This window comes from Rhodococcus sp. JS3073 (assembly GCF_026810085.1).
GTDB classification, from domain to species: domain Bacteria; phylum Actinomycetota; class Actinomycetes; order Mycobacteriales; family Mycobacteriaceae; genus Rhodococcus_F; species Rhodococcus_F wratislaviensis.
In genome coordinates, this window is record NZ_CP113951.1 from 8195368 (window position 1) to 8213398 (window position 18031).

General features: G+C 63.6%; 18 protein-coding genes. 9 read left to right on the forward strand and 9 right to left on the reverse strand.

Annotated features, from left to right (window positions below; translation table 11 throughout):
- The first annotated feature begins 48 nt into the window (after positions 1 to 48).
- From hemQ to OYT95_RS37370, 3 genes are all read left to right on the forward strand, one after another.
- Positions 49 to 696, forward strand: a complete 648-nt coding sequence (gene hemQ / locus OYT95_RS37360; protein ID WP_268792316.1) for a hydrogen peroxide-dependent heme synthase — start codon at positions 49 to 51, stop codon at positions 694 to 696.
- A 73-nt stretch (positions 697 to 769) separates the two neighbouring features.
- A complete protein-coding gene (locus OYT95_RS37365) occupies positions 770 to 1246 on the forward strand; it encodes a MarR family winged helix-turn-helix transcriptional regulator (RefSeq protein ID WP_037239406.1) in 477 nt (158 codons plus the stop codon).
- Between the two features lie 50 nt (positions 1247 to 1296).
- Entirely contained in the window at positions 1297 to 1728 is a 432-nt protein-coding gene (locus OYT95_RS37370) for a DUF5313 family protein (RefSeq protein WP_268790477.1), read from the forward strand.
- Positions 1729 to 1757: 29 nt separating this feature from the next.
- On the opposite strand, the gene OYT95_RS37375 is transcribed toward OYT95_RS37370, so the two are convergent.
- Positions 1758 to 2771, reverse strand: a complete 1014-nt coding sequence (locus OYT95_RS37375) for an alcohol dehydrogenase catalytic domain-containing protein (RefSeq protein ID WP_037239410.1) — start codon at positions 2769 to 2771, stop codon at positions 1758 to 1760.
- 142 nt (positions 2772 to 2913) lie between these two features.
- Entirely contained in the window at positions 2914 to 4200 is a 1287-nt protein-coding gene (locus tag OYT95_RS37380; RefSeq protein ID WP_268790478.1) for an MFS transporter, read from the reverse strand.
- A gap of 103 nt (positions 4201 to 4303) precedes the next feature.
- On the opposite strand from OYT95_RS37380, the gene OYT95_RS37385 reads away from it, so the two are divergent.
- Positions 4304 to 4687 (forward strand): ArsR/SmtB family transcription factor, encoded by a 384-nt coding sequence (locus OYT95_RS37385; RefSeq protein ID WP_037239412.1) that lies wholly within the window; start codon positions 4304 to 4306, stop codon positions 4685 to 4687.
- Here the strand turns inward: OYT95_RS37385 and OYT95_RS37390 are convergent.
- Complete coding sequence (locus tag OYT95_RS37390) at positions 4647 to 5708, reverse strand: 3-isopropylmalate dehydrogenase (protein ID WP_112298324.1); 1062 nt, start codon at positions 5706 to 5708, stop codon at positions 4647 to 4649. The two genes, OYT95_RS37385 and OYT95_RS37390, sit on opposite strands and share 41 nt — an antisense overlap.
- 484 nt (positions 5709 to 6192) lie before the next feature.
- On the opposite strand from OYT95_RS37390, the gene OYT95_RS37395 reads away from it, so the two are divergent.
- The 4 genes from OYT95_RS37395 (at position 6193) to OYT95_RS37410 (ending at position 8966) form a co-directional block, all read left to right on the forward strand.
- The gene (locus OYT95_RS37395) at positions 6193 to 6600 is read left to right on the forward strand and encodes a hypothetical protein (RefSeq protein ID WP_112298323.1); all 408 of its coding nucleotides are present in this window, start codon (positions 6193 to 6195) and stop codon (positions 6598 to 6600) included.
- Positions 6597 to 7481 (forward strand): alpha/beta fold hydrolase, encoded by an 885-nt coding sequence (locus OYT95_RS37400; RefSeq protein ID WP_037239421.1) that lies wholly within the window; start codon positions 6597 to 6599, stop codon positions 7479 to 7481. Before OYT95_RS37395 ends, OYT95_RS37400 begins: the two co-directional genes overlap by 4 nt.
- Positions 7482 to 7672: 191 nt before the next feature.
- Positions 7673 to 8119, forward strand: coding sequence for a PaaI family thioesterase (locus OYT95_RS37405; protein ID WP_112298322.1), 447 nt, complete (start codon positions 7673 to 7675; stop codon positions 8117 to 8119).
- A gap of 109 nt (positions 8120 to 8228) precedes the next feature.
- On the forward strand, positions 8229 to 8966 hold the full coding sequence (locus OYT95_RS37410) for an IclR family transcriptional regulator (protein WP_037239426.1): 738 nt from the start codon (positions 8229 to 8231) through the stop codon (positions 8964 to 8966).
- Between the two features lie 222 nt (positions 8967 to 9188).
- On the opposite strand, the gene OYT95_RS37415 is transcribed toward OYT95_RS37410, so the two are convergent.
- From OYT95_RS37415 to OYT95_RS37435, 5 genes are all read right to left on the reverse strand, one after another.
- Positions 9189 to 10625 carry an aldehyde dehydrogenase family protein gene (locus tag OYT95_RS37415; RefSeq protein ID WP_268790479.1) on the reverse strand — a complete coding sequence of 479 codons (1437 nt, stop codon included), beginning with the start codon at positions 10623 to 10625 and terminating at the stop codon, positions 9189 to 9191.
- Between the two features lie 331 nt (positions 10626 to 10956).
- Positions 10957 to 11487, reverse strand: a complete 531-nt coding sequence (locus OYT95_RS37420; RefSeq protein ID WP_217999473.1) for a MaoC family dehydratase — start codon at positions 11485 to 11487, stop codon at positions 10957 to 10959.
- A gap of 3 nt (positions 11488 to 11490) precedes the next feature.
- Positions 11491 to 12468: an HpcH/HpaI aldolase/citrate lyase family protein gene (locus tag OYT95_RS37425; RefSeq protein WP_037239430.1), complete on the reverse strand. Its 978-nt coding sequence runs from the start codon at positions 12466 to 12468 to the stop codon at positions 11491 to 11493.
- Between the two features lie 7 nt (positions 12469 to 12475).
- Positions 12476 to 13687 (reverse strand): CaiB/BaiF CoA transferase family protein, encoded by a 1212-nt coding sequence (locus OYT95_RS37430; RefSeq protein WP_268790480.1) that lies wholly within the window; start codon positions 13685 to 13687, stop codon positions 12476 to 12478.
- The gene (locus OYT95_RS37435; protein WP_037239438.1) at positions 13684 to 14874 is read right to left on the reverse strand and encodes an acyl-CoA dehydrogenase family protein; all 1191 of its coding nucleotides are present in this window, start codon (positions 14872 to 14874) and stop codon (positions 13684 to 13686) included. Before OYT95_RS37435 ends, OYT95_RS37430 begins: the two co-directional genes overlap by 4 nt.
- A gap of 367 nt (positions 14875 to 15241) precedes the next feature.
- Between OYT95_RS37435 and OYT95_RS37440 the strand changes: the two genes are divergently transcribed.
- Entirely contained in the window at positions 15242 to 15979 is a 738-nt protein-coding gene (locus OYT95_RS37440) for a GntR family transcriptional regulator (protein ID WP_037239440.1), read from the forward strand.
- A gap of 177 nt (positions 15980 to 16156) precedes the next feature.
- Here OYT95_RS37440 and OYT95_RS37445 read toward each other — a convergent pair whose 3' ends face one another.
- Complete coding sequence (locus OYT95_RS37445) at positions 16157 to 17461, reverse strand: MFS transporter (RefSeq protein ID WP_128638479.1); 1305 nt, start codon at positions 17459 to 17461, stop codon at positions 16157 to 16159.
- Positions 17462 to 18031: the final 570 nt, after the last annotated feature.

The window sequence follows — 18031 nt, forward strand, 5'->3', positions numbered from 1 at the left end:
GCCTTGACCGGTTATCGCTTCACCGAACTCAATCAACGCGTGCGGTTCATGATGTTCACCGTGTTCCAGGTGGTCCCCGGCGCGTTGCCGGACGCGCGTGACGAGGTCGTGGAGGATATGCAGACCTATTTCGAGGAGGTCGCCGAGTCCGGTGTCGCGATCCGCGGAATCTACGACGTCGCAGGGCTACGCGGAGATGCCGACTTCATGATCTGGACGCATGCCGACACCGTCGAAGGATTGCAGGCCGCCTACTCCGGTTTCCGGCGCTGCCGACTCGGTCGAGCGTGTACGACGGTGTGGAGTGCGGCCGCGCTCCACCGGCCGGCCGAATTCAACCGTAGCCACATCGCGGCGTACGTGGCCGATGAGGAGCCGGGGCAATTCGTGTGCGTGTACCCGTTCAACCGGTCGCTCGAGTGGTATCTGCTGCCGGACGCCGAACGGCGACGGCAGCTCGCCGAGCACGGCCGAGCGGCTCGCGCCTACCCGGACGTGCGGGCCAACACTGTCAGTTCCTTCGGGTTGAGCGACTACGAGTGGATCCTCGCCTTCGAGGCTCCGGACCCGACCCGGATCGTCGACATGATGCGCGACCTTCGCGCGACCGACGCGCGCCGGCACGTTCGGCTGGAGACGCCGTTCTTCTCCGGTCCGCGAACCGACCTGGATGCCCTCGTTGCGCGTCTACCGTGACGATCGTCGACTACCTCCAGAATGATTCGTGCGATATTAGTTATTGCACGAATCATTCTGGTAGTCTGGTGACATGACCGCAGACATCCAGCAAGGGAAGGCCGGCGACGATCTGCTCGCTCTCGACCGGCAGGTGTGTTTCGCGCTCGCGATCGCGAACCGGGCGGTGCTCGCCGTCTACCGCCCATTGCTCGAACCGATGGGGCTGACGCATCCGCAGTACCTCGTCATGCTCGCGCTCTGGGGCAAGGCCCCGATGGCGGTCAAGGAGATCGGGACCGCGCTGCAACTCGATTCACCCACCCTCTCGCCGCTCCTCAAGCGTCTCGAGGCGTCCGGGCTGATCACGCGCACCCGCAGCCGGGCCGACGAGAGGCAATTGGATGTCGAACTGACCGCAGCCGGTGCTGCACTACGTGCGGAAGCCGAGAAGATTCCGCCCGCCGTGATCGAGAAGCTCGGTGTCAGCCTGGCCGAACTCGAAGAACTTCACGACGTTCTCACCCGCGTCAATCAGGCTGCGCTCAGAGCGGGCGCGCTCGATCAATGAGGACAATCATGTCGAATTCGACTTCAGCACAACGTGAACAGGTAGTCGTCATGTCGCGAACCACGCAACGAACCCGGCCCGGCCCCATACAGTGGCTGGGCTACGCGGTAGGCCGCAAACTTCCCGACTCCATGCAGGACTGGGTCCGCAACGACCTGGTCGGTGACTGGGCGGTTCCCCGGCACCTCGTTCGCAGCATGGTCCCGTTCGTTCCGGTCTTCGCCGCGTTCTTCCTGTTTCCGGGACCGCTCGGACTGCGAGCCTCCATGGTTCTGCTCGGAGTGCTCCTCGCCGTGTTCTACGCAGTGTCGTATATGGCGCAGAACCGATCTCGACGCCTCGAGAGGCACGGGCTGCCGCCCGATCTGGAGAACCCGAGGAAGGCGTCACGTCATGACGCCGAGAAGGCAGCATACGAGAAGCTCCACGGCCCTTCCGGCACCTGGGGCATCGAACGGCGGAGCGGCAACGAACTCCGCTGAAGGCAGGCGATCAACCCTGCCGAGAAGGATCACATGGTGAGGACCATCCGATAGCGTGCACGTCCTTCCTCCATCGCCGCGTAGGCCTCCGCCGCCCGAGTCAGGGGCCGTTCCTCGATTCGGGCCCGCACACCTGACAGGACCGCGAAGTGCATCGTCTCCTCGACGTCGCGGGCGGTGCCGGAGGGGTGCCCGGTGACATCGAGGCCGGGAGTGATCAGCTGCAGGGGACTGATCGGCAATGGGTCGGGCGTAACACCGACGACGGTGAGTTCACCGAGCGGAAGCAGTCCACCGACCACATCACCCATCGCTTTCGAGTTCGCCGCGGTCCCCAGAACCACTGACACACCACCAAGTGCCCGCAACGCTTCGCTGACGTCGCCGGCGGTGGAATCGATGTAGTGGTGGGCGCCGAGCTGACGGGCGTCGTCGCCTTTGTCGGCGCCGCGCGCGATGGCAATCGTCTCGAAGCCCATCGCCCGGGCGAACTGCACACCGAGGTGGCCGAGTCCGCCGATGCCGAGGATGGCGACGCGGTCGCCTGGGACGGCCCTGGTTTTGCGCAGTGCGTCGAACGTGGTGACCCCGGCACAGCTCATGGGTGCGGCTTCCGCGAAGGACAGCTCATTCGGAATCCGGGCCAGTGCGTTGGCCGGAACTGTCACCGACTCGGCGTAACCGCCCGGGTACTGCCAGCTCGGCACCTGCAACTTCTCGCAATGAATGAAGGAGCCCTGACGGCAGGGGATGCACTGGTTACAGTGTCCACCGAACCAACCCACAGCGACGCGGTCGCCGACGGCGTAGTTGTCGACGCCGTCGCCGAGTTCGGCGATGGTTCCGGCGATCTCGTGTCCAGGTGTCAGGGGCCAAGACATGTCCGGGAACGCGCCGTTGACGAAGGCGTGGTCGGTGCCGCACACTCCGCACGCCGACACCGCGATGCGTACGTGGTCGCGCGGGGGCGACCCGGTTTCGACGTCGACGAGTGTCAGCGGCTCACCGGGGGCCTGGACGTGAACTGCCTGATGGGTTGGCATGTGCATCCTCCCTGTCTGTTCGACCTGGGGCGATCGAGACCCAGGTTTCAGTCAAGCCCCTCAGCCGAGCTCCTGACAAGGGTTGACGGGTCCGACCCATCGACCGGAAGACACGAGGCGCTCGGCGACGCGACCGTCCGTGTCATGGCCGCGCCCCTCCGAGTAGTGCTTCCTCGGCGGTGGCATTCGTCTCCCCGCGCATCACGTGCTCGTCCGAGGCGGCGGGACGCAGGTGTCCGGCTGTGCTGATTCGTACGGTGATCAGGGCGGCGAGGGAGAATGCCATGACGGCTGCCGCGAACGTGATGACGGCTGCGCTGAAGGGTATGAATTGGATCAGATAGCCCGTTCCCACAGGTAGCAGAGCCGCAGGAATGTAGCCGGCAATGTTCAATGCCGCGTTTGCTTCGGCGCGATGGTTCGAGGGGATTCGGGTGCCGATCAGCGTCAGTGCCGCAAGCTGGCCGAGGCCCTGTGCGGCACCGGCAAGAAGTGCGGCGATGACGAACAACGCCGGTGTCGCGGCGATGGTGACGCTCGCCGTCAGCGTCACCATCGAGACGAACGCTGCGGAGGAACTCAGCGCGAGATGGGTTCTGGTACGCAGGTGCGCAAGGGCGAACTGGATTCCGGTTGCTACCAGAAACATCCCGCATGCCGCCGCACCCGCGAGTAGCGGGCTGGGGGCGTTGATGCCGGTCGCGAGGACCGAGGGGCCGAGGGAGAGGAAGAAGGAGGTCGAGGTAATACCCGGGGCGAATGCAGCTGCTCCCCAGACGAGTTCACGGCGATTCGGGCGCGGAACGGAAGGCCACGACCAGAGACGCTCGACAGGACCGTCCGGTGCGAATCCGCGGTGGAGTGGCAGCCGTATCGCGACGACCAGTGTCAGCGCCGTCACTGTCAGCACGGTTCCAAATATCCAGGACTGGGGTGTGTCGATGAGCTGGGAGAACGTCCCGGACAGAAGGGGGCCGAGTCCGGCACCGAATACCATTGCAGCGGAGGCGATCATGGATCCGGTCCGGCGCCGGTGATCGGGGGCGAGATCGATCGTCGCCGACATGCCCGCGGTGACGGCCGCGCCGACTGCGGCCCCCGCGAGCAGCCTGGCCGCCAGCAACCACAGTACGTTCGTCGCCGACAGGAAGAGCCCCGCTGCGGTGACCGCGGCGATCAGGCCTGGGACGAGCACAATCTTCCGCCCGTATCGATCGGCGAGCTTCCCTGCGACGAGAAGGGTCCCGATCAACCCGACCATGTACGCCCCGAACACGATCGTCAAGGTTCCCGAACTGAATCCCCATTCCGCTTGCCAGCGCGTGTACAGCGGTGTGGGTGCGTTGGACAGCACGAATACGGCTGTCACCGTGCTTGCGGCGGCCAGGGACCACCTCAGTTCCTTCGGGCCGGCCGAACTCTGTGCCATCGCTGTCTCCTCTTCCGCACCCGGTTCGATACCGGTCGTACTAGTACGAGAAATGTCGTACATGATGGTACGACAAAATTCGTACTGGCGCTATGCTGGATCTATGACTGATCTTGCGCCGACCTATCGCATGAGCGACAGCGAAGAGCTTTCCCTGCCGATGCCGCTGCCTGAACCGGCGGCATCGGAGATACGTCTGGAGCGGGTCATGGGCGTTCTCGCCGACCCGCTGCGACTGACAATCGTCAATCGGCTCTTGACCGGCTCGGAGGAATACGACCACACCTGCGGTTGGTTCGGATTCGACCGGCCGAAGTCGAGCCTCACCCATCACTTCAAAGCGCTCAGGGAAGCCGGCGTCATCCGACAGCGGCAGCACGGGCTCGAGCGGCGCAGCCGAGTCCGCACGGAAGACCTCGACGACCGCTTTCCCGGTCTCGTGGCACTTATTGCGAACTGGCAGCCGGCCGACGCTGAGGCGGTGTGAGTGATTCGGAACCTACTCGGCTCCTGATCTGCTCACCGATTTCCTCGGTGGAGCAGGATTGTTGTCCGCGGGATGCGACGTGGTCCCGAACTGCCTGGTCGATGGTGTTCGCCTCATGCGACAGCCCGAGGTGATGCAGCATCAACGCTGTCGAGAGGATCGCGGCCGTGGGATCGGCGACACCTCGACCCGCGATATCCGGGGCACTCCCGTGTACTGGTTCGAACATGGCGGGATTCCTTCGTGAGCCGTCGATGTTCGCGCTTGCCGCCAGCCCGACACCCCCGCCCAGGGCGGAAGTGAGGTCGGTGATGAGGTCGCCGAACAGGTTGTCGGTGGCGATGACGTCGAATCGGGCAGGGTTTGTGACGAGATGCAGCATGGCAGCATCGACGAGCATGTGATCGACCTCGACTTCTGGATACAGCGTCGCCAGTTCGTCGGCAGCGCGCGTCCACAAGGAGCCGGCGAACGCGAGAACGTTCGGTTTGTGCACGATCGTCACCCGCTGCCGCCGGACCGCGGCGCGTTCGAACGCCTCGCGGAGAAGTCGATCGACGCCGAAACGTGTGTTGACGCTGACTTCCGTAGCGACTTCGTGGGGAGTTCCGACGCGGAGTGCGCCCCCGTTGCCGGTGTACGGGCCTTCGGTTCCTTCCCGAACCACCAGCAGGTCGAGATTCGCATTTCCTGCAAGCACTCGAGGCGCGCCGGGCATCGTCTTCGTCGGACGTAGGTTGATGTGATGATCTAGCGCGAAGCGCATTTCGAGCAAGATGCCACGTTCGAGCGTGCCGGCGGGAACGGTCGGGTCGCCGATCGCGCCGAGCAGGATCGCATCGTGATGCCGGATCTCGTGGAGTGTTTCCCGGTCGAGCAGGCGACCTGTTGCCCGGTAGTTTCGGGCGCCCAGGTCGAAGTAGCTGGTTTCGATGGCAGGGGCAACCTCGTGCAAGGTCCTGACTGCCTGGTCGATGACTTCGGGTCCGATCCCGTCCCCGGGAATGACTGCGATTTTCATCAGATCTCCGAACTTCGAACGCGGGATGGATTCCGCGTGGGATGAGTCGTCCAGCCCGGGTGCAGGCGTGCGGCGGGCGGACGTGGGCGTCGGTCCTGACGCTACCGCTCTGATCCACATGCTGGAACAGTCGTTCCGCATAATGAGATGGACGTTCTGATGTCGAACCCTCCGGACCTTCCGCCTCGGGTGAACGGGCAGTCGCAGAAGGCTTACATCCAGTCCGCGACATCGCAAACCGACCGCCCCGGATTGCGCTGTGCGGAAAGCTCGCTCGGTCCGCTATGGAGCGGGCGGTTCGGGCACCGGGGTGCCGTCCAGCCTTATTGACAAATTGTGAGGCAGTGCACATACTCGAAAGTGACACGGCGTACCGCTCAACGGCACAGATCGACGAGAGTCTGTGGGCGCCATGTCTCGCGAACCCCACGCCGCCCGCGTGTGATCGCAGGTCGAATAGCGACTTCCTAGAAAGGGAAAGGCCATGCCATTTGTGGACACGGAGAGGTTCACGGAGGCGCTCAACTTGGATCCCGAATTCAAGATTGCGGCGCGCTTCTGGAATGCCATTGTCCGGTTGGAGATCGGCGATGAAACCTACGTGCTGGTGATCCGTGACGGTCGACTCGATTCCATCGCGCCGCCCGAGGGCAACAACCTCATGACCGTTGCGCGGAACTACGACATCGAGATCTCGGCGCCGATCGAAGAATGGGGCAAGTTCTTCCAGCGGGTGCCTCGCCCGTTCTACCAGGACCTCTTTTCGGCGGTCACCCGACACAACTTCCGTTACGGCGGAGACATGAAGATGTTCTTCGCCTACTACGCCGCGCTCAGGCGACTGTTCGATCTCATGCGTTCCTACACCAACGTCGCCGAGGAGGCGAAATGACCACGACGAAGTTCGACAAGGCGGTCGGGCGGTATGTCCATCTCACGATCGACGACATCGAGTACCGGGTCTACTACGAGGAGAGCGGCTCTGGAATCCCGCTACTTCTCCAGCACACCGCCGGCTGTGACGGGCGCCAGTATCGTCATCTGCTCGAAGACGAGGAGATCACGTCACACTTCCGCGTGATCACCTGGGATCTGCCGTATCACGGGCGGTCGCTGCCGCCGCTCTCGGTGCGATGGTGGGAGCAGGAGTACAACCTGACCCAGGACTTCTTCATGAAGTTCGTCGTGGCCCTCGCCGAGGCGCTCGACTGCGAGGACGCGGTCTACATGGGTAGCTCGATGGGCGGCAATCTCGCTCCCGATCTGGCCCTGCACTACCCCGGCGTGTTCCGTGCCGTGATCGGGCTCGAAGCGGCGCTGCATTCGCCCGGCTACTACCTCGACTACTGGTTCCACCCCGAGATCAGCAACGACTCCAAGCCGGCGGCGATGTACGCGCTCACCTCGCCGACGGCTCCAGAAGTCGGCCGCAGGGAAACGACCTGGGTCTACAGTCAGGGGTCCCCGCCGGTGTTCAAGGGTGATCTCCACTACTACAGCGTCGAGCATGATCTTCGGGAAACGGCACAGAACATCGATACCTCGAAGACCGCGGTGTACATCCTCAACGGCGAATACGATTTCGCGACGGGACCGGAGGAAGCCGAGGAACTCGGTGCGCAGATCGAGGGTGCGAAGGTCGTCCCGATGGCGGGCCTCGGGCACTTCCCGATGAGCGAGGACGCCGCCCAGTTCTTCCGCTGCATCAAGCCGGTGCTGTGGGAAATCCGTGACTCGGCTGTGCCGTCGAAGGTGCTGTCGGCTACCCAGTAACCCACTGACCGGTTGCGCGGCCTGCGTTTGCTCGTGGTGGTCACGGGCGCGCGGCCGGCGCAACCCTCGCGGGGCCGCCGGCGAGCGAGTTCCTCCAACCTCGCCGTCGGCGGCTCCGCACCGCCCATCAGCTCTCGACTCGCGTCGATGGGCACGAGAGATCGAAGCCAGGATGGAAGTAGAGGTTCGGCGTGAACGAAGTCGTATGGGACGAGGTCTACGACGGCGGGTTCATCGGGCTGATCGGTCCACTGCTGCTGCGTCACGGTGAAGGCGGTGCACGGGAGTACGGACTGCGGTGCGAGGTCAAGCATCGAAACCTTCGAGGAGTCGTGCAAGGGGGACTGATCATGGCCTTCGCCGACCGCGCTCTCGGATCGACTGCCCTCGCCGAAACCGGCACGCAGAACATGGCGACCGTGCAGCTGAATGTCAGTTTCCTCGGTATCGTCCGGGTCGGCGACCTCTTGACGAGCTCACCCCGTATCGTGCGGCGCACGGCATCGATCGTCTTCGCGGACTCCGACCTGCGGGTGAACGACTCGGTGGTGGCCACGGCGACGGGCGTCTTCAAGATCCTCGCGGACAGTTCGCCGCCTGTCGGCGTCGGCGGGGCCGCCGAGAGTCGGCTTCGGTGAATCCGTAGCGGACACCAAGGCTGGACATTTCGACATACTGTGCCGATAATCGGCACAGTACGGAATGTTGCACCGCGGCGGAGCGGCGGTCGAGGGAGAGGAACAGTAGGTGCAGGGCATCGAACGAGGTTTGCGCGTACTCGAAGCTGTGGCGGAGAGCCAGCCGGTCGGGGTAGGCGAACTGTCACGCACCCTTCAGTTGCCGAAATCGACCGTGCAACGGACTCTTCAGGCGCTCGCATCCGCCGGCTGGATCCGCAGCGATGGGAGCGAGTACACAAGATGGAAGCTCACGTCGCGCGCACTGGCCGTTGGCCGGCGTGGCTGGGACAAGGGCGACTTGCGAACGGTGGCGCTCGAGCCGATGCGTGAGCTGCGGGATCTGACGAACGAAACCATCACACTCCAGGTCCGCGATGGTGCGGAGCGGGTGGTTCAGATCGAACGCATGGATTCCCATCAGGCGGTTCGCACCTTCATCAAGGTCGGCAGCACCTGGCAGCTACCGCACACGTCGGGGGGAATGGCGATCATGGCGCGGCTGCCGGACGACGAGGTCGACCGAATTCTTTCCAGTCCCATCCAGCAACTGACGCCGCAGACAGACACCGACCCCGAATCGATCCGAAAGAAGATCGAGGAGATCCGCAGCGTCGGATATGCGGTGAACGTCAATCAGAACCGGATGGGAGTGTGTGCCGTCGGGGCGGCTGTGCTGGGGGAGGGGGGATGCCCCGTCGGTGGCATCGGGATCTCGATGCCGGAGACCCGTTTCGACGAGCATCGTGTGCCCTGGTGGGGAAAGCAGGTCTCCGACACTGCAGCGAATGTGAGTTCATTGCTCTGATCCCGTCTGGAGCCGGTCGGGACGCCCTTATCTAACCCGTGGAGACGAACTTCGTTTGCCGTGTTTCCCGGAAACGCCCCCGTGCCTCACAAGCGGCACGGGGGCGTCGACTGTGGTGCCCCTCGCAGGTCCGGCGATTCGTCGGCTGGATTTGCGGTTCCCTGTGTCGGCAACTGTGCCCGAGAGGAACGTCCGTTCCTCTCGGGCACAGTTGCAGCGCCGTCACAGGCGGGCGGTGACCGTCTTGAGCTGGCAGTAGTGCTTGAGCGCCTCGAAGCCCTTCTCCCTGCCGAAACCGCTCAACTTGTAGCCACCGAACGGGGTTTCGACACCACCGGCGAAGTACTGGTTGATGAAGACCTGCCCCGCCTCGATGGCGCCGGCCACGCGATGAGCCCGGCCGTGGTCCCGGGTCCAGACCCCCGCGACGAGTCCGTAGTCGCTGTCGTTGGCGATCTCGACCGCCTCCTCATCGGAATCGAATCGGAGCACCGTCAGCACGGGGCCGAAGATCTCCTCGCGTGCCACGCGCATGGTGTTGTCGACGTCGACGAAGATGGTCGGCTCGATGAACAGCCCGCGGCTCAGCCGCCCGGTGTCGGCGACGTGTCCACCGGTAGCGACACGTGCACCTTCGCTGGGTCCGAGTTCGAGATACGAGCGGACCTTGTCGAACTGCCCTCGCGTGGCCAAGGATCCGATGTCCGGGTCCTCGATCCCCGGGGCGATGACCGTTGTCCTGGCGTGCTGAACGAGCCGGTCGACCAGGTCGTCGTGCACCGACGAATGCACCAGCAACCGGCTGCCGGCCGAACACACCTGACCCGCTTTGGTGGTGAAGGCGGTCCAGGCGCCCGCGGCGGCGGCGTCGAGGTCGGCGTCGTCGAAGACGATGTTGGGGGACTTTCCGCCCAACTCGAGAGTCAGCGGAATCAGTCGTTGGGCGGCCGCCCGCATGATCGCCCGGCCGGTCTCCACCGAGCCGGTGAAGACGATCTTGCGGACCTTGTCGTGGCCGGTCAGGGCAGCGCCCGCGTCGGCGCCGAATCCGGGGACGACGTTGAGAATCCCCGCGGGCAGTCCCGCTTCGACGGCGAGACGGCTCATCTCGAGTGCCGAGAGCGGTGTGTCCTCGGCGGGTTTGAGGACCACCACGTTGCCCATCGCCAATGCGGGTGCGATGGCCCGTGCGGCCTGGTTGATCGGCGCATTCCAGGGTGTGACGACACCGATCACGCCGAACGGTTCGTTGCGGGTGTACGAGAGGTAGTCGGGTCCCAACGGAATCGTTTCGCCGTGGACCTTGTCTGCCGCCCCGCCGTAGTACTCGAAGTATCGTGCGGCGGTCTCGATATCCACCTTCGACTGCGACAGCGTCTGACCCGTGTCCAGTGTTTCGATTCGGGCCAGTTCGTCCGCGTGTTCACGCAGTGTGCGGGCTACCTCGAGGAGAATGCGACCGCGAGCGGCGGCCGGGGTGTCACGCCACGAGCGGAAGGCGCTCTGCGCTACGGCAACTGCTGCCTCGATATCCTCCGCCCCGCCGAGCGCGACTTCGGCGATGACGTCGCCTGTGGCGGGATCACGAGTGGAGAAGTACTGCCCACTCTTACTGCGCTCGTCCTGTCCGCCGACGAACGTTTCGTAACGCTCTCGCATAGTGCTTCCTATTCCGAGTGGTGCACCCGGGTGTCCGGCCGCACCGCGGTTGTGCCGATATACGGCACAGTGTTTCTGTTGATAGCTTGGTTCGTTCCCGCGATCGCTGTCAAGGGCCGCCGGATCGCGACATCCCGGAGGTGGGGTGTCGAAACTCCGGCGTGCGGGCTGAGGGTCCTCCCTGCATCGGGTGAACATCCAGCCCGCATGGGAGCTCGGCGGGACGAAAACCTCGATCCGCGTATCACGCAGCCGCCCAGCAGCTCTCATCCGGTCTCTCGGTGAGGGCGGCCGCTTGTCTTGCGGGTGGGAGCGCTCCCACCGGAGTCGACTACGCGTGTGGCAGCGGTCGAGCGGGTTGTTCGCCGCCGCGCACGTCGCCGTAGCTTCGCTTGGGAACGAGAACTTTCCGTCGGAAGATGCAGACGATCTGCCCGTCCTGCTTGTAGCCGCGGGTCTCGACGTACACGACGCCCCGGTCGTCCTTGGACTTCGAGGGCGTGACTTCCAGGACCTCGGTTTCGCCATAGATCGTGTCACCGTGGAACGTCGGCTTGACGTGCCGCAACGACTCGATTTCGAGGTTGGCGATCGCCTTGCCGGACACATCCTGTACGGACATTCCGAGCAGTAGCGAGTAGACGTAGTTGCCGACGACCACATTGCGGCCGAATTCTGTTGTTTCCTCGGCAAAGTGGGAGTTGAGGTGCAACGGGTGGTGGTTCATCGTCAGCAGGCAGAACAGGTGGTCGTCATACTCGGTGACGGTCTTGCCTGGCCAATGCTTGTAGATTGCTCCGACTTCGAAATCCTCGAAGTACCGGCCGAACTGCATGTTCTGCTCTTTTTCCGTGGTCGTCACTGTTCACACACCGCTCTCTACGGTTTCGATTTCCGGCTTCCACACGTCGAGGCGTTCCATGGCGGCGGCGCGGCCCTGGCCGGCGATGACCAACGCCATCTTGCGGGACGCCTCGTCGATCATTTCGTCGCCGAGCATCACGGCGCCCTTGCGGCCGCCCCGGTCGGAGGTGAACCACTCGTACGCGGCGAGGATGTTCTCGGCGTGGTCGTAGTCGGCCTGAGCTGGACTGAAGGTGTCGTTGGCGGCGTCGATCTGGGCCGGATGCAGCACCCATTTCCCGTCGTAGCCGAGTGCGGCGGCCTGTCCGGCAACTCGGCGGAAGCCCTCGACGTTCCGGACCTGCACATACGGTCCGTCGATTGCCTGCAACCCGTTCGCCCGGGCGGCCATCAGGATCCGCATCAGCGGGTAGTGGAATGCGTCACCGACCCCATATCCCGGTGGCTGCTCACCGATCACGAGCGACTTCATGTTGATGCTCGCCATGAAATCGCCGGGGCCGAAGATGATCGTCTCGGTACGCGGCGACGCGGCTGCGATCTCGTCAACGTTGATCAATCCGGCGGCGTCCTCGATCTGGGCCTCGATTCCGATTCGGCCTACCTCGAAACCCATGGTCTTCTCGATCTGGGTCAGAGTGAAGTCGAGCCAGGCGATCTGGGCAGCCGACTGCACCTTCGGAAGCATGATGCAGTCGAGATTCTCACCGGCACCTTCGACGACCTCGACCACGTCACGATAGGTCCAATGGGTGGTGAGATCGTTGACCCGCACCACGCGAATCTTCGATCCCCACCCGCCTTCGTTGAGTGCCGACACGATGGTCTTGCGCGCACCAGGTTTCGCGAGTGGAGCACACGCGTCCTCGAGGTCCAGGAAGACCTGGTCGGAATCGAGGCCCTTCGCCTTCTCGATCATCTTCGGACTCGAACCGGGCACCGCGAGGCAGGAACGCCGCGGTCGTTGTGTTCTGGACATGATCTCCCTATCTTGTTTCTTCGAGCTGGAAGGCAGCTGTGGTGGTTTCGAACTGGGCCAGCACTTCATCGGTATGTTCGCCGAGTAGCGGTGCTCGCCGGAGGTGGGTCGGGGGCGCATCCGCGAATTTGATCGGAGTGTTGGCGATCGTCAGCGGGTGGGATACGCCGGGATGATCGACCTCGACCAGCATGTTGCGGGCACGCACGTGGGGATCCGCATAGATGTCCTCGATGGTATTGACCGGTGCCACCGGGACCTTGCCGCCGAGTATTTCCACGATCTGGTCCTTGGTCCGCGTGGTCGTCCACGCGGTCACCGCAGACATGGTGAAGTCACGATTGGCCAGTCGGCTGACGTTGTCCCTCGTGCGTTCGTCCGTCGCCAACTCGGGGCGTCCGATTACCGCGCAGAGTTGCTGCCAGTGATTGTTGCCCGGCGCGGCGATACTGACCCACCCGTCCGCCGCGGGCACGACATCGAACGGGCAGAGCAGGGGATGGCTGTTTCCTTGCCGGGTCGGCACATCGCCGTTGTAGGAGTGCTGGTACACGGTGCGTTCGCACATTGCCAGCATGGCGTCGTACATCGACACATCGACGAAGCCACCGACGCCGTCGCGGCGAGCACGGTGCACGGCCGACAGCAGGCCTATCACCGCGAAGAGCGCAGGCACGGTGTCACCGAGACCGGGACCGGTCTTGATCGGGGGGCGGTCGGGCTCGCCGGTGATCTCCATCAAGCCGCTGAGGGCCTGGACGGTGATGTCGTACGCAGGCCAGTCCCGCATCGGGCTGCTACCGGTGCGTTCGTCGCCGAATCCGCGGATCGCCGCGTACACCAGGTGGGGATTCTTCTCCTGGAGTCGCTCGTAGGACAGCCCGAGCCGGTCCATGACGCCGTGGCGGAAGTTCTCTACGACGACATCGGCGTGCGCGACCAGTTCGAGCAGCGAGGTGCGTCCCTCTTCGGTGGTGAGGTCGAGAACGACGCTGCGTTTGTTGCGATTGACGCTCTGGAAATACCCACCGAATGCGCGTAGTTCGTCATCCGGTGCGAACGGTCCCTGCTCTCGGATGAAATCTCCATGAGGGGGTTCGATCTTGATCACGTCGGCACCCAGATCGCCGAGGACCATGGTGGCGAAGGGCCCCGCCAGCATGGTGGTCAGGTCGATCACCACGACATCGCTCAGTGGCCCGGCGGGCGGCTCTTTCATCTTGCCTGCCTTCCGAGGATCGAATCCGAAATGATCTTCAGCTGAATTTCGGACGTGCCCTCGAAGATCTTGGTGAGCTTGGCATCCCGCCAGTACCGTTCGACAGCGAAATCGGTGGTGTATCCGGCACCGCCGTGAATTTGCAGAGCCTCACTGGTCACTCGTTCGGCCATCTCGGTAGCGAGGTACTTGACCATCGACGCTTCCACGGTGTTGCGCCGGCCGGCATCGACTTCGGTGCACACCCGGTACATCAGCGATCGGGCCGCCTCCAGTTCGGTGGCCATGTGCGCGATCTTGAACCGAATCGCCTGGTTGTCACCGATCGGACGGCCGAACTGGACGCGTTGCCGCGCATACGCAACGGAGTCCTCGAGCGCTCCGCGTGCCACGCCGATGGCGCGGGCGGCGGTATGAATCCGGGCGGTCTCGAGATCGCCCATGGCGACCTTGAAGCCCTCGCCTTCGGGGCCGACCATGGAGTCACCCGCTGCGTAGGCGTTGTCGAACGACAACTCCCAGGTCTGCCATCCGTGATATCCGATCTTGCGTACCGGTGTGCCCGTCACTCCCGCGGGCAGCTCACCGCGAGGCTTCGGCATGATGAAACAGCTGATACCGCGCGATCGGTGGTCGCGGTCAATGGGTGACGTACGGGCGAATACCTGGAGGTAGTCGGCTCCGTCGGCAAACGTGCACCACATCTTCTGGCCGCTGATCCGCCACCCGTCAGCTTCCCTGCGGGCCCGAGTCGACAGCGCCGCCACATCGGATCCTGCATCGGGCTCGGACAAGGCAAAGGCGCTGAGGAAGTCGCCCGTGGCCATCCGCGGGAGGTACTGTCGGCGCTGTTCCTCGGTGAAGCCCGCGGTGAATTGTTGTCCGCGAGCGATAAGGCTCGACACGCTCATCCACGCGCGGGCAAGTTCCTCGACGATCAGGGCGTATTCGAAGACCCCGAGGCCCAGCCCGCCGTATTCCTCGGGAATCAGAACACCGAAGAAGCCGAGGTCGGCCATCTTCCGGCGCAGTTCCATCGGAATCTCGCCCTTGACCGGATCGAGTTCGTTCGCCACGGGCAGCACTTCCTTGGCGGCGAACTCCCGCGCCATCGCCTGGATCGCGAGCCGCTCGTCGGTGAGATATCCGGCTCCTGACGACCCGAGGTCGTCAACTACAGCAGTCATGAGGCTTCAACCCTTCATCCGTGCCTCTATGCGGCACAGTGTTCCGATATGAATCAGGATGCCGTACTGAAGCCGTGTTGGTCAACCCTCGGTCCGGTGAGCGTCCGCGGAATTGTCGTCCGTACTGGTGCGAGGTGTCGGTGCATCGACGTCGGCCCGGTCTGCGTACTCCGATGTCGGCCGGGACCCTGGCGTGAGTGGGGAGGATGGGCGTGCCGGGACTCGACGGAGTGTGCCGATATATGGCATAACGTGCCAACTTCCACTACGATGGTTCGCGGACGATCCCCCTGGATCGGCATGGAAGACAGCGCGTCGCGGCAATGAATGATGCCGAAGGGCGACAGGAACGGATCGGTGTGGGCTCATGGGCCGCGACAACGAAGAGGCGCCGGCGCATCGGCGGTTGTCCCACGCGCTGCGCGAGCAAATCGCTGCGGGCCAGTTCCACGGTGGTCGACAGCTTCCCACAGAGCTCGAACTTGCCGGAAAGTATGGATTGAGTCGGCAGACCGTGCGGCGAGCATTCTACGATCTCGTGGCGGATGGCCTGGTGTATCGCGTTCCGGGGAGGGGCACTTATGTCTCCGAACTGGGGAGTAGACGCCTCCGGCGGCTCGGACCGATTGAAGAACTGACCAATCTTCCCGCTGGTACCACAACAGAAATCGTTGCGCCTCTGCGACGGAGGGCCGACATCGAAGCCGCAAGCCGTCTACGCCTCGACAGTGACCTCGTCTCCACGATCGCGTATGTACGCCGCCACGCGGGAATCCTGTTCGCGATGACGACCGTCCATCTGCCGGATCTTCACGCGCAGCACCTGTGCGGCGGCGCGGGGACGGAGCCGGGCGCGATCGGAGTGCACACGATCATCGGTCTCTTGGAACCTCACCTGGCGTCTCCCGTTGTCGAACTCGTGCAGTCGATCACCGTGGCGCCGGCAGCCGAGGAGATCGCCCATCACCTCGACTGCCCCGCCGAGCATCCCCTGTTGCGCGCCGATCGCGTCTACTTCGATTCGGACAGTCGGGCAGTCGAGCTGGCGGTCAGCTACTACTTGCCCGAGCACTACACCTACCGAAACACCATCGGCAGAAGTTGAGGACGGGTGGCTGGGAGTGAAGACGACTCGCCCCGCCGTCCATGTACGCCTGGACTACGACGGCTCCTTCTCGGGCCGTGCGGCGGGCCCGAGGAGGAGCGAATCCGTAATATCTCCCGAGGACTTCGACCGCATGTCTGCGCGAACGTCAGCTATGCGGGCAGGGGAGAATGCCGATCAGGATTCTTCGCCCGAAATGTCGCTGCGAAACGTTTCCGGTACCGATATGGCGCCCACGAGCGTAACAACCGCAGTGGCCACGATGTACCACGGAAAGTACTGGGAATAACCGGAATTGGCCAGTGCGGTGGCCACAAGCGGGACCGTTCCACCAAAGATTGCCACCGAGAGCGAGTAGGGAAAGCCTAGGCCGCTCACTCGCACGTGCGGTGGGAAGTTTTCGACCATCACAGCTGACGTGATCGACGTGCAGAAGCTGAGCAACAGAAGCCCGACGAGCTGAATGCATATGAGTACCGCAAAGTTCGAACTCGTGATCGACAGCAGGAAAGGCGTCACAATGATGGTGCCGATGCCGAATGCGTACATGCATGGTTTACGCCCGTACCTGTCGGAGATGAGCCCGGCCACCGGCTGTGCGATCGTGTAGAGAATCAGCGTGATAATGCCGACCGTCATTGCGGTGGTGGCGGAGGCGCCGTTCTGGATCTGGAAGTACGTAGTCAGGTACGTAGCCCAAAAATATTGTCCAACACCCATTCCGGTTGCGATGGCAAACACGATGAGGGACTGTTTGGGGTAACGCTGCAGAGCATTGAGCGGGTTGCGGCTCACCGGTGCCGCGCCGTCGTCGGAGACGGTAGTTCCGAGCGTCTCCTGAGTTCCGCGGCGGATGTACCAGGCCACGACCGCGGCCAAGGCGCCAACGGCGAAGGGGATTCGCCAACCGTAGTCGCGCATCGCATCTTCACCGATGAGCGCGACGAACGCGGTGATGAAGGCCAGACATGCCAATTTCCCCATGCCCGACGCGACGAACATGAAGCTCGAATAGAAACCGCGTCGACCGTCGGGGGCGGATTCGACGATGAAGGCACCCGCAGTCGTGTACTCGCCGCCAGCGGACAACCCCTGCAGAATGCGGGCAACAGTGAGAATTATGGGCGCGGCGACACCGATCTGGCTGTACGTGGGGCAGACCGCGACGAGCAGGCTGCCGCCGGCCATGAGGCTGATGGTGAGACTCAAGGCTCGCCGGCGGCCGTACCGATCTGCAAAGAGTCCGATGAAGAGCCCTGCCAGCGGACGGGCGAGGAACCCGACGGCAAAAACGCCGAAGGCGCTCAGGAGCGGGACCAATCCCGAGGATTCGGAAGAGGGAAAGAAGGAAGTTGCGAAGTAGACCGCGAGGTACGAGTACGCGAGGAAATCGAAAAACTCGACCGAGTGCCCGATGGTGCCGGCAATCAGCTGTCGCCTCGGGTTCAAGATGGCCGGTTTATCGGATGTCTCTATTCTCATTGCGAAGTGTCTTTCTCTGAAGGCGTTGCGCGTGGTTCCGCAGGGCTTCTGGCTGCCTGTGGCTCGATGAGGTTCACGTCGTGGGCGAAGTTTTGAGGCACTGACCGTCCAGGGCCCGAGGCGTCGAACCCCGAATCGGGGAAGCTCCGCGATTGATTCGATCTCTGCAACGACCCTGGTGTGCTACATAACGGCACAGTGTTTCGAAAAATGAGTATCGTGCCTCGGATCACACTCTGTCAAGGTTGGTTCACGAGGATCATCTGCGGTGAAGTGTGTTGGCCTACAAGCCAGGTAGACGGGATGGCGGGCGCGGATACGCAAGGGCGGCTTCATGCCGAACCGAGGAACGATTGCTTGTCCCGTGTGCCGTTCAACGGTATGGTGTGCCATTGAATGCTCAGCTAGCGCACCGGGCGCTCCGGTGCGGAAAAGGAGTGGGCTATGGCGATTGCGCCGCACGAATCAACCAGTGTCAGCGCGCACGATCTCGCAAGGTGGGCCGCCGGCATCGAGCCGGGGCCCGCGGAACTCGAACTCGCTCGACGTGCGCTTGTCGATACCGTTGCA

What these genes read in the sequence shown, in the direction of transcription:
- hemQ (WP_268792316.1), top strand. Translation starts at nt 49, where the DNA reads ATGATGTTCACCGTGTTCCAGGTGGTCCCCGGCGCGTTGCCGGACGCG.
- OYT95_RS37365 (WP_037239406.1), top strand. Translation starts at nt 770, where the DNA reads ATGACCGCAGACATCCAGCAAGGGAAGGCCGGCGACGATCTGCTCGCT.
- OYT95_RS37370 (WP_268790477.1), top strand. Translation starts at nt 1,297, where the DNA reads ATGTCGCGAACCACGCAACGAACCCGGCCCGGCCCCATACAGTGGCTG.
- OYT95_RS37375 (WP_037239410.1), bottom strand. Translation starts at nt 2,771, where the DNA reads ATGCCAACCCATCAGGCAGTTCACGTCCAGGCCCCCGGTGAGCCGCTG.
- OYT95_RS37380 (WP_268790478.1), bottom strand. Translation starts at nt 4,200, where the DNA reads ATGGCACAGAGTTCGGCCGGCCCGAAGGAACTGAGGTGGTCCCTGGCC.
- OYT95_RS37385 (WP_037239412.1), top strand. Translation starts at nt 4,304, where the DNA reads ATGACTGATCTTGCGCCGACCTATCGCATGAGCGACAGCGAAGAGCTT.
- OYT95_RS37390 (WP_112298324.1), bottom strand. Translation starts at nt 5,708, where the DNA reads ATGAAAATCGCAGTCATTCCCGGGGACGGGATCGGACCCGAAGTCATC.
- OYT95_RS37395 (WP_112298323.1), top strand. Translation starts at nt 6,193, where the DNA reads ATGCCATTTGTGGACACGGAGAGGTTCACGGAGGCGCTCAACTTGGAT.
- OYT95_RS37400 (WP_037239421.1), top strand. Translation starts at nt 6,597, where the DNA reads ATGACCACGACGAAGTTCGACAAGGCGGTCGGGCGGTATGTCCATCTC.
- OYT95_RS37415 (WP_268790479.1), bottom strand. Translation starts at nt 10,625, where the DNA reads ATGCGAGAGCGTTACGAAACGTTCGTCGGCGGACAGGACGAGCGCAGT.
- OYT95_RS37425 (WP_037239430.1), bottom strand. Translation starts at nt 12,468, where the DNA reads ATGTCCAGAACACAACGACCGCGGCGTTCCTGCCTCGCGGTGCCCGGT.
- OYT95_RS37430 (WP_268790480.1), bottom strand. Translation starts at nt 13,687, where the DNA reads ATGAAAGAGCCGCCCGCCGGGCCACTGAGCGATGTCGTGGTGATCGAC.
- OYT95_RS37435 (WP_037239438.1), bottom strand. Translation starts at nt 14,874, where the DNA reads ATGACTGCTGTAGTTGACGACCTCGGGTCGTCAGGAGCCGGATATCTC.
- OYT95_RS37440 (WP_037239440.1), top strand. Translation starts at nt 15,242, where the DNA reads ATGGGCCGCGACAACGAAGAGGCGCCGGCGCATCGGCGGTTGTCCCAC.
- OYT95_RS37445 (WP_128638479.1), bottom strand. Translation starts at nt 17,461, where the DNA reads ATGAGAATAGAGACATCCGATAAACCGGCCATCTTGAACCCGAGGCGA.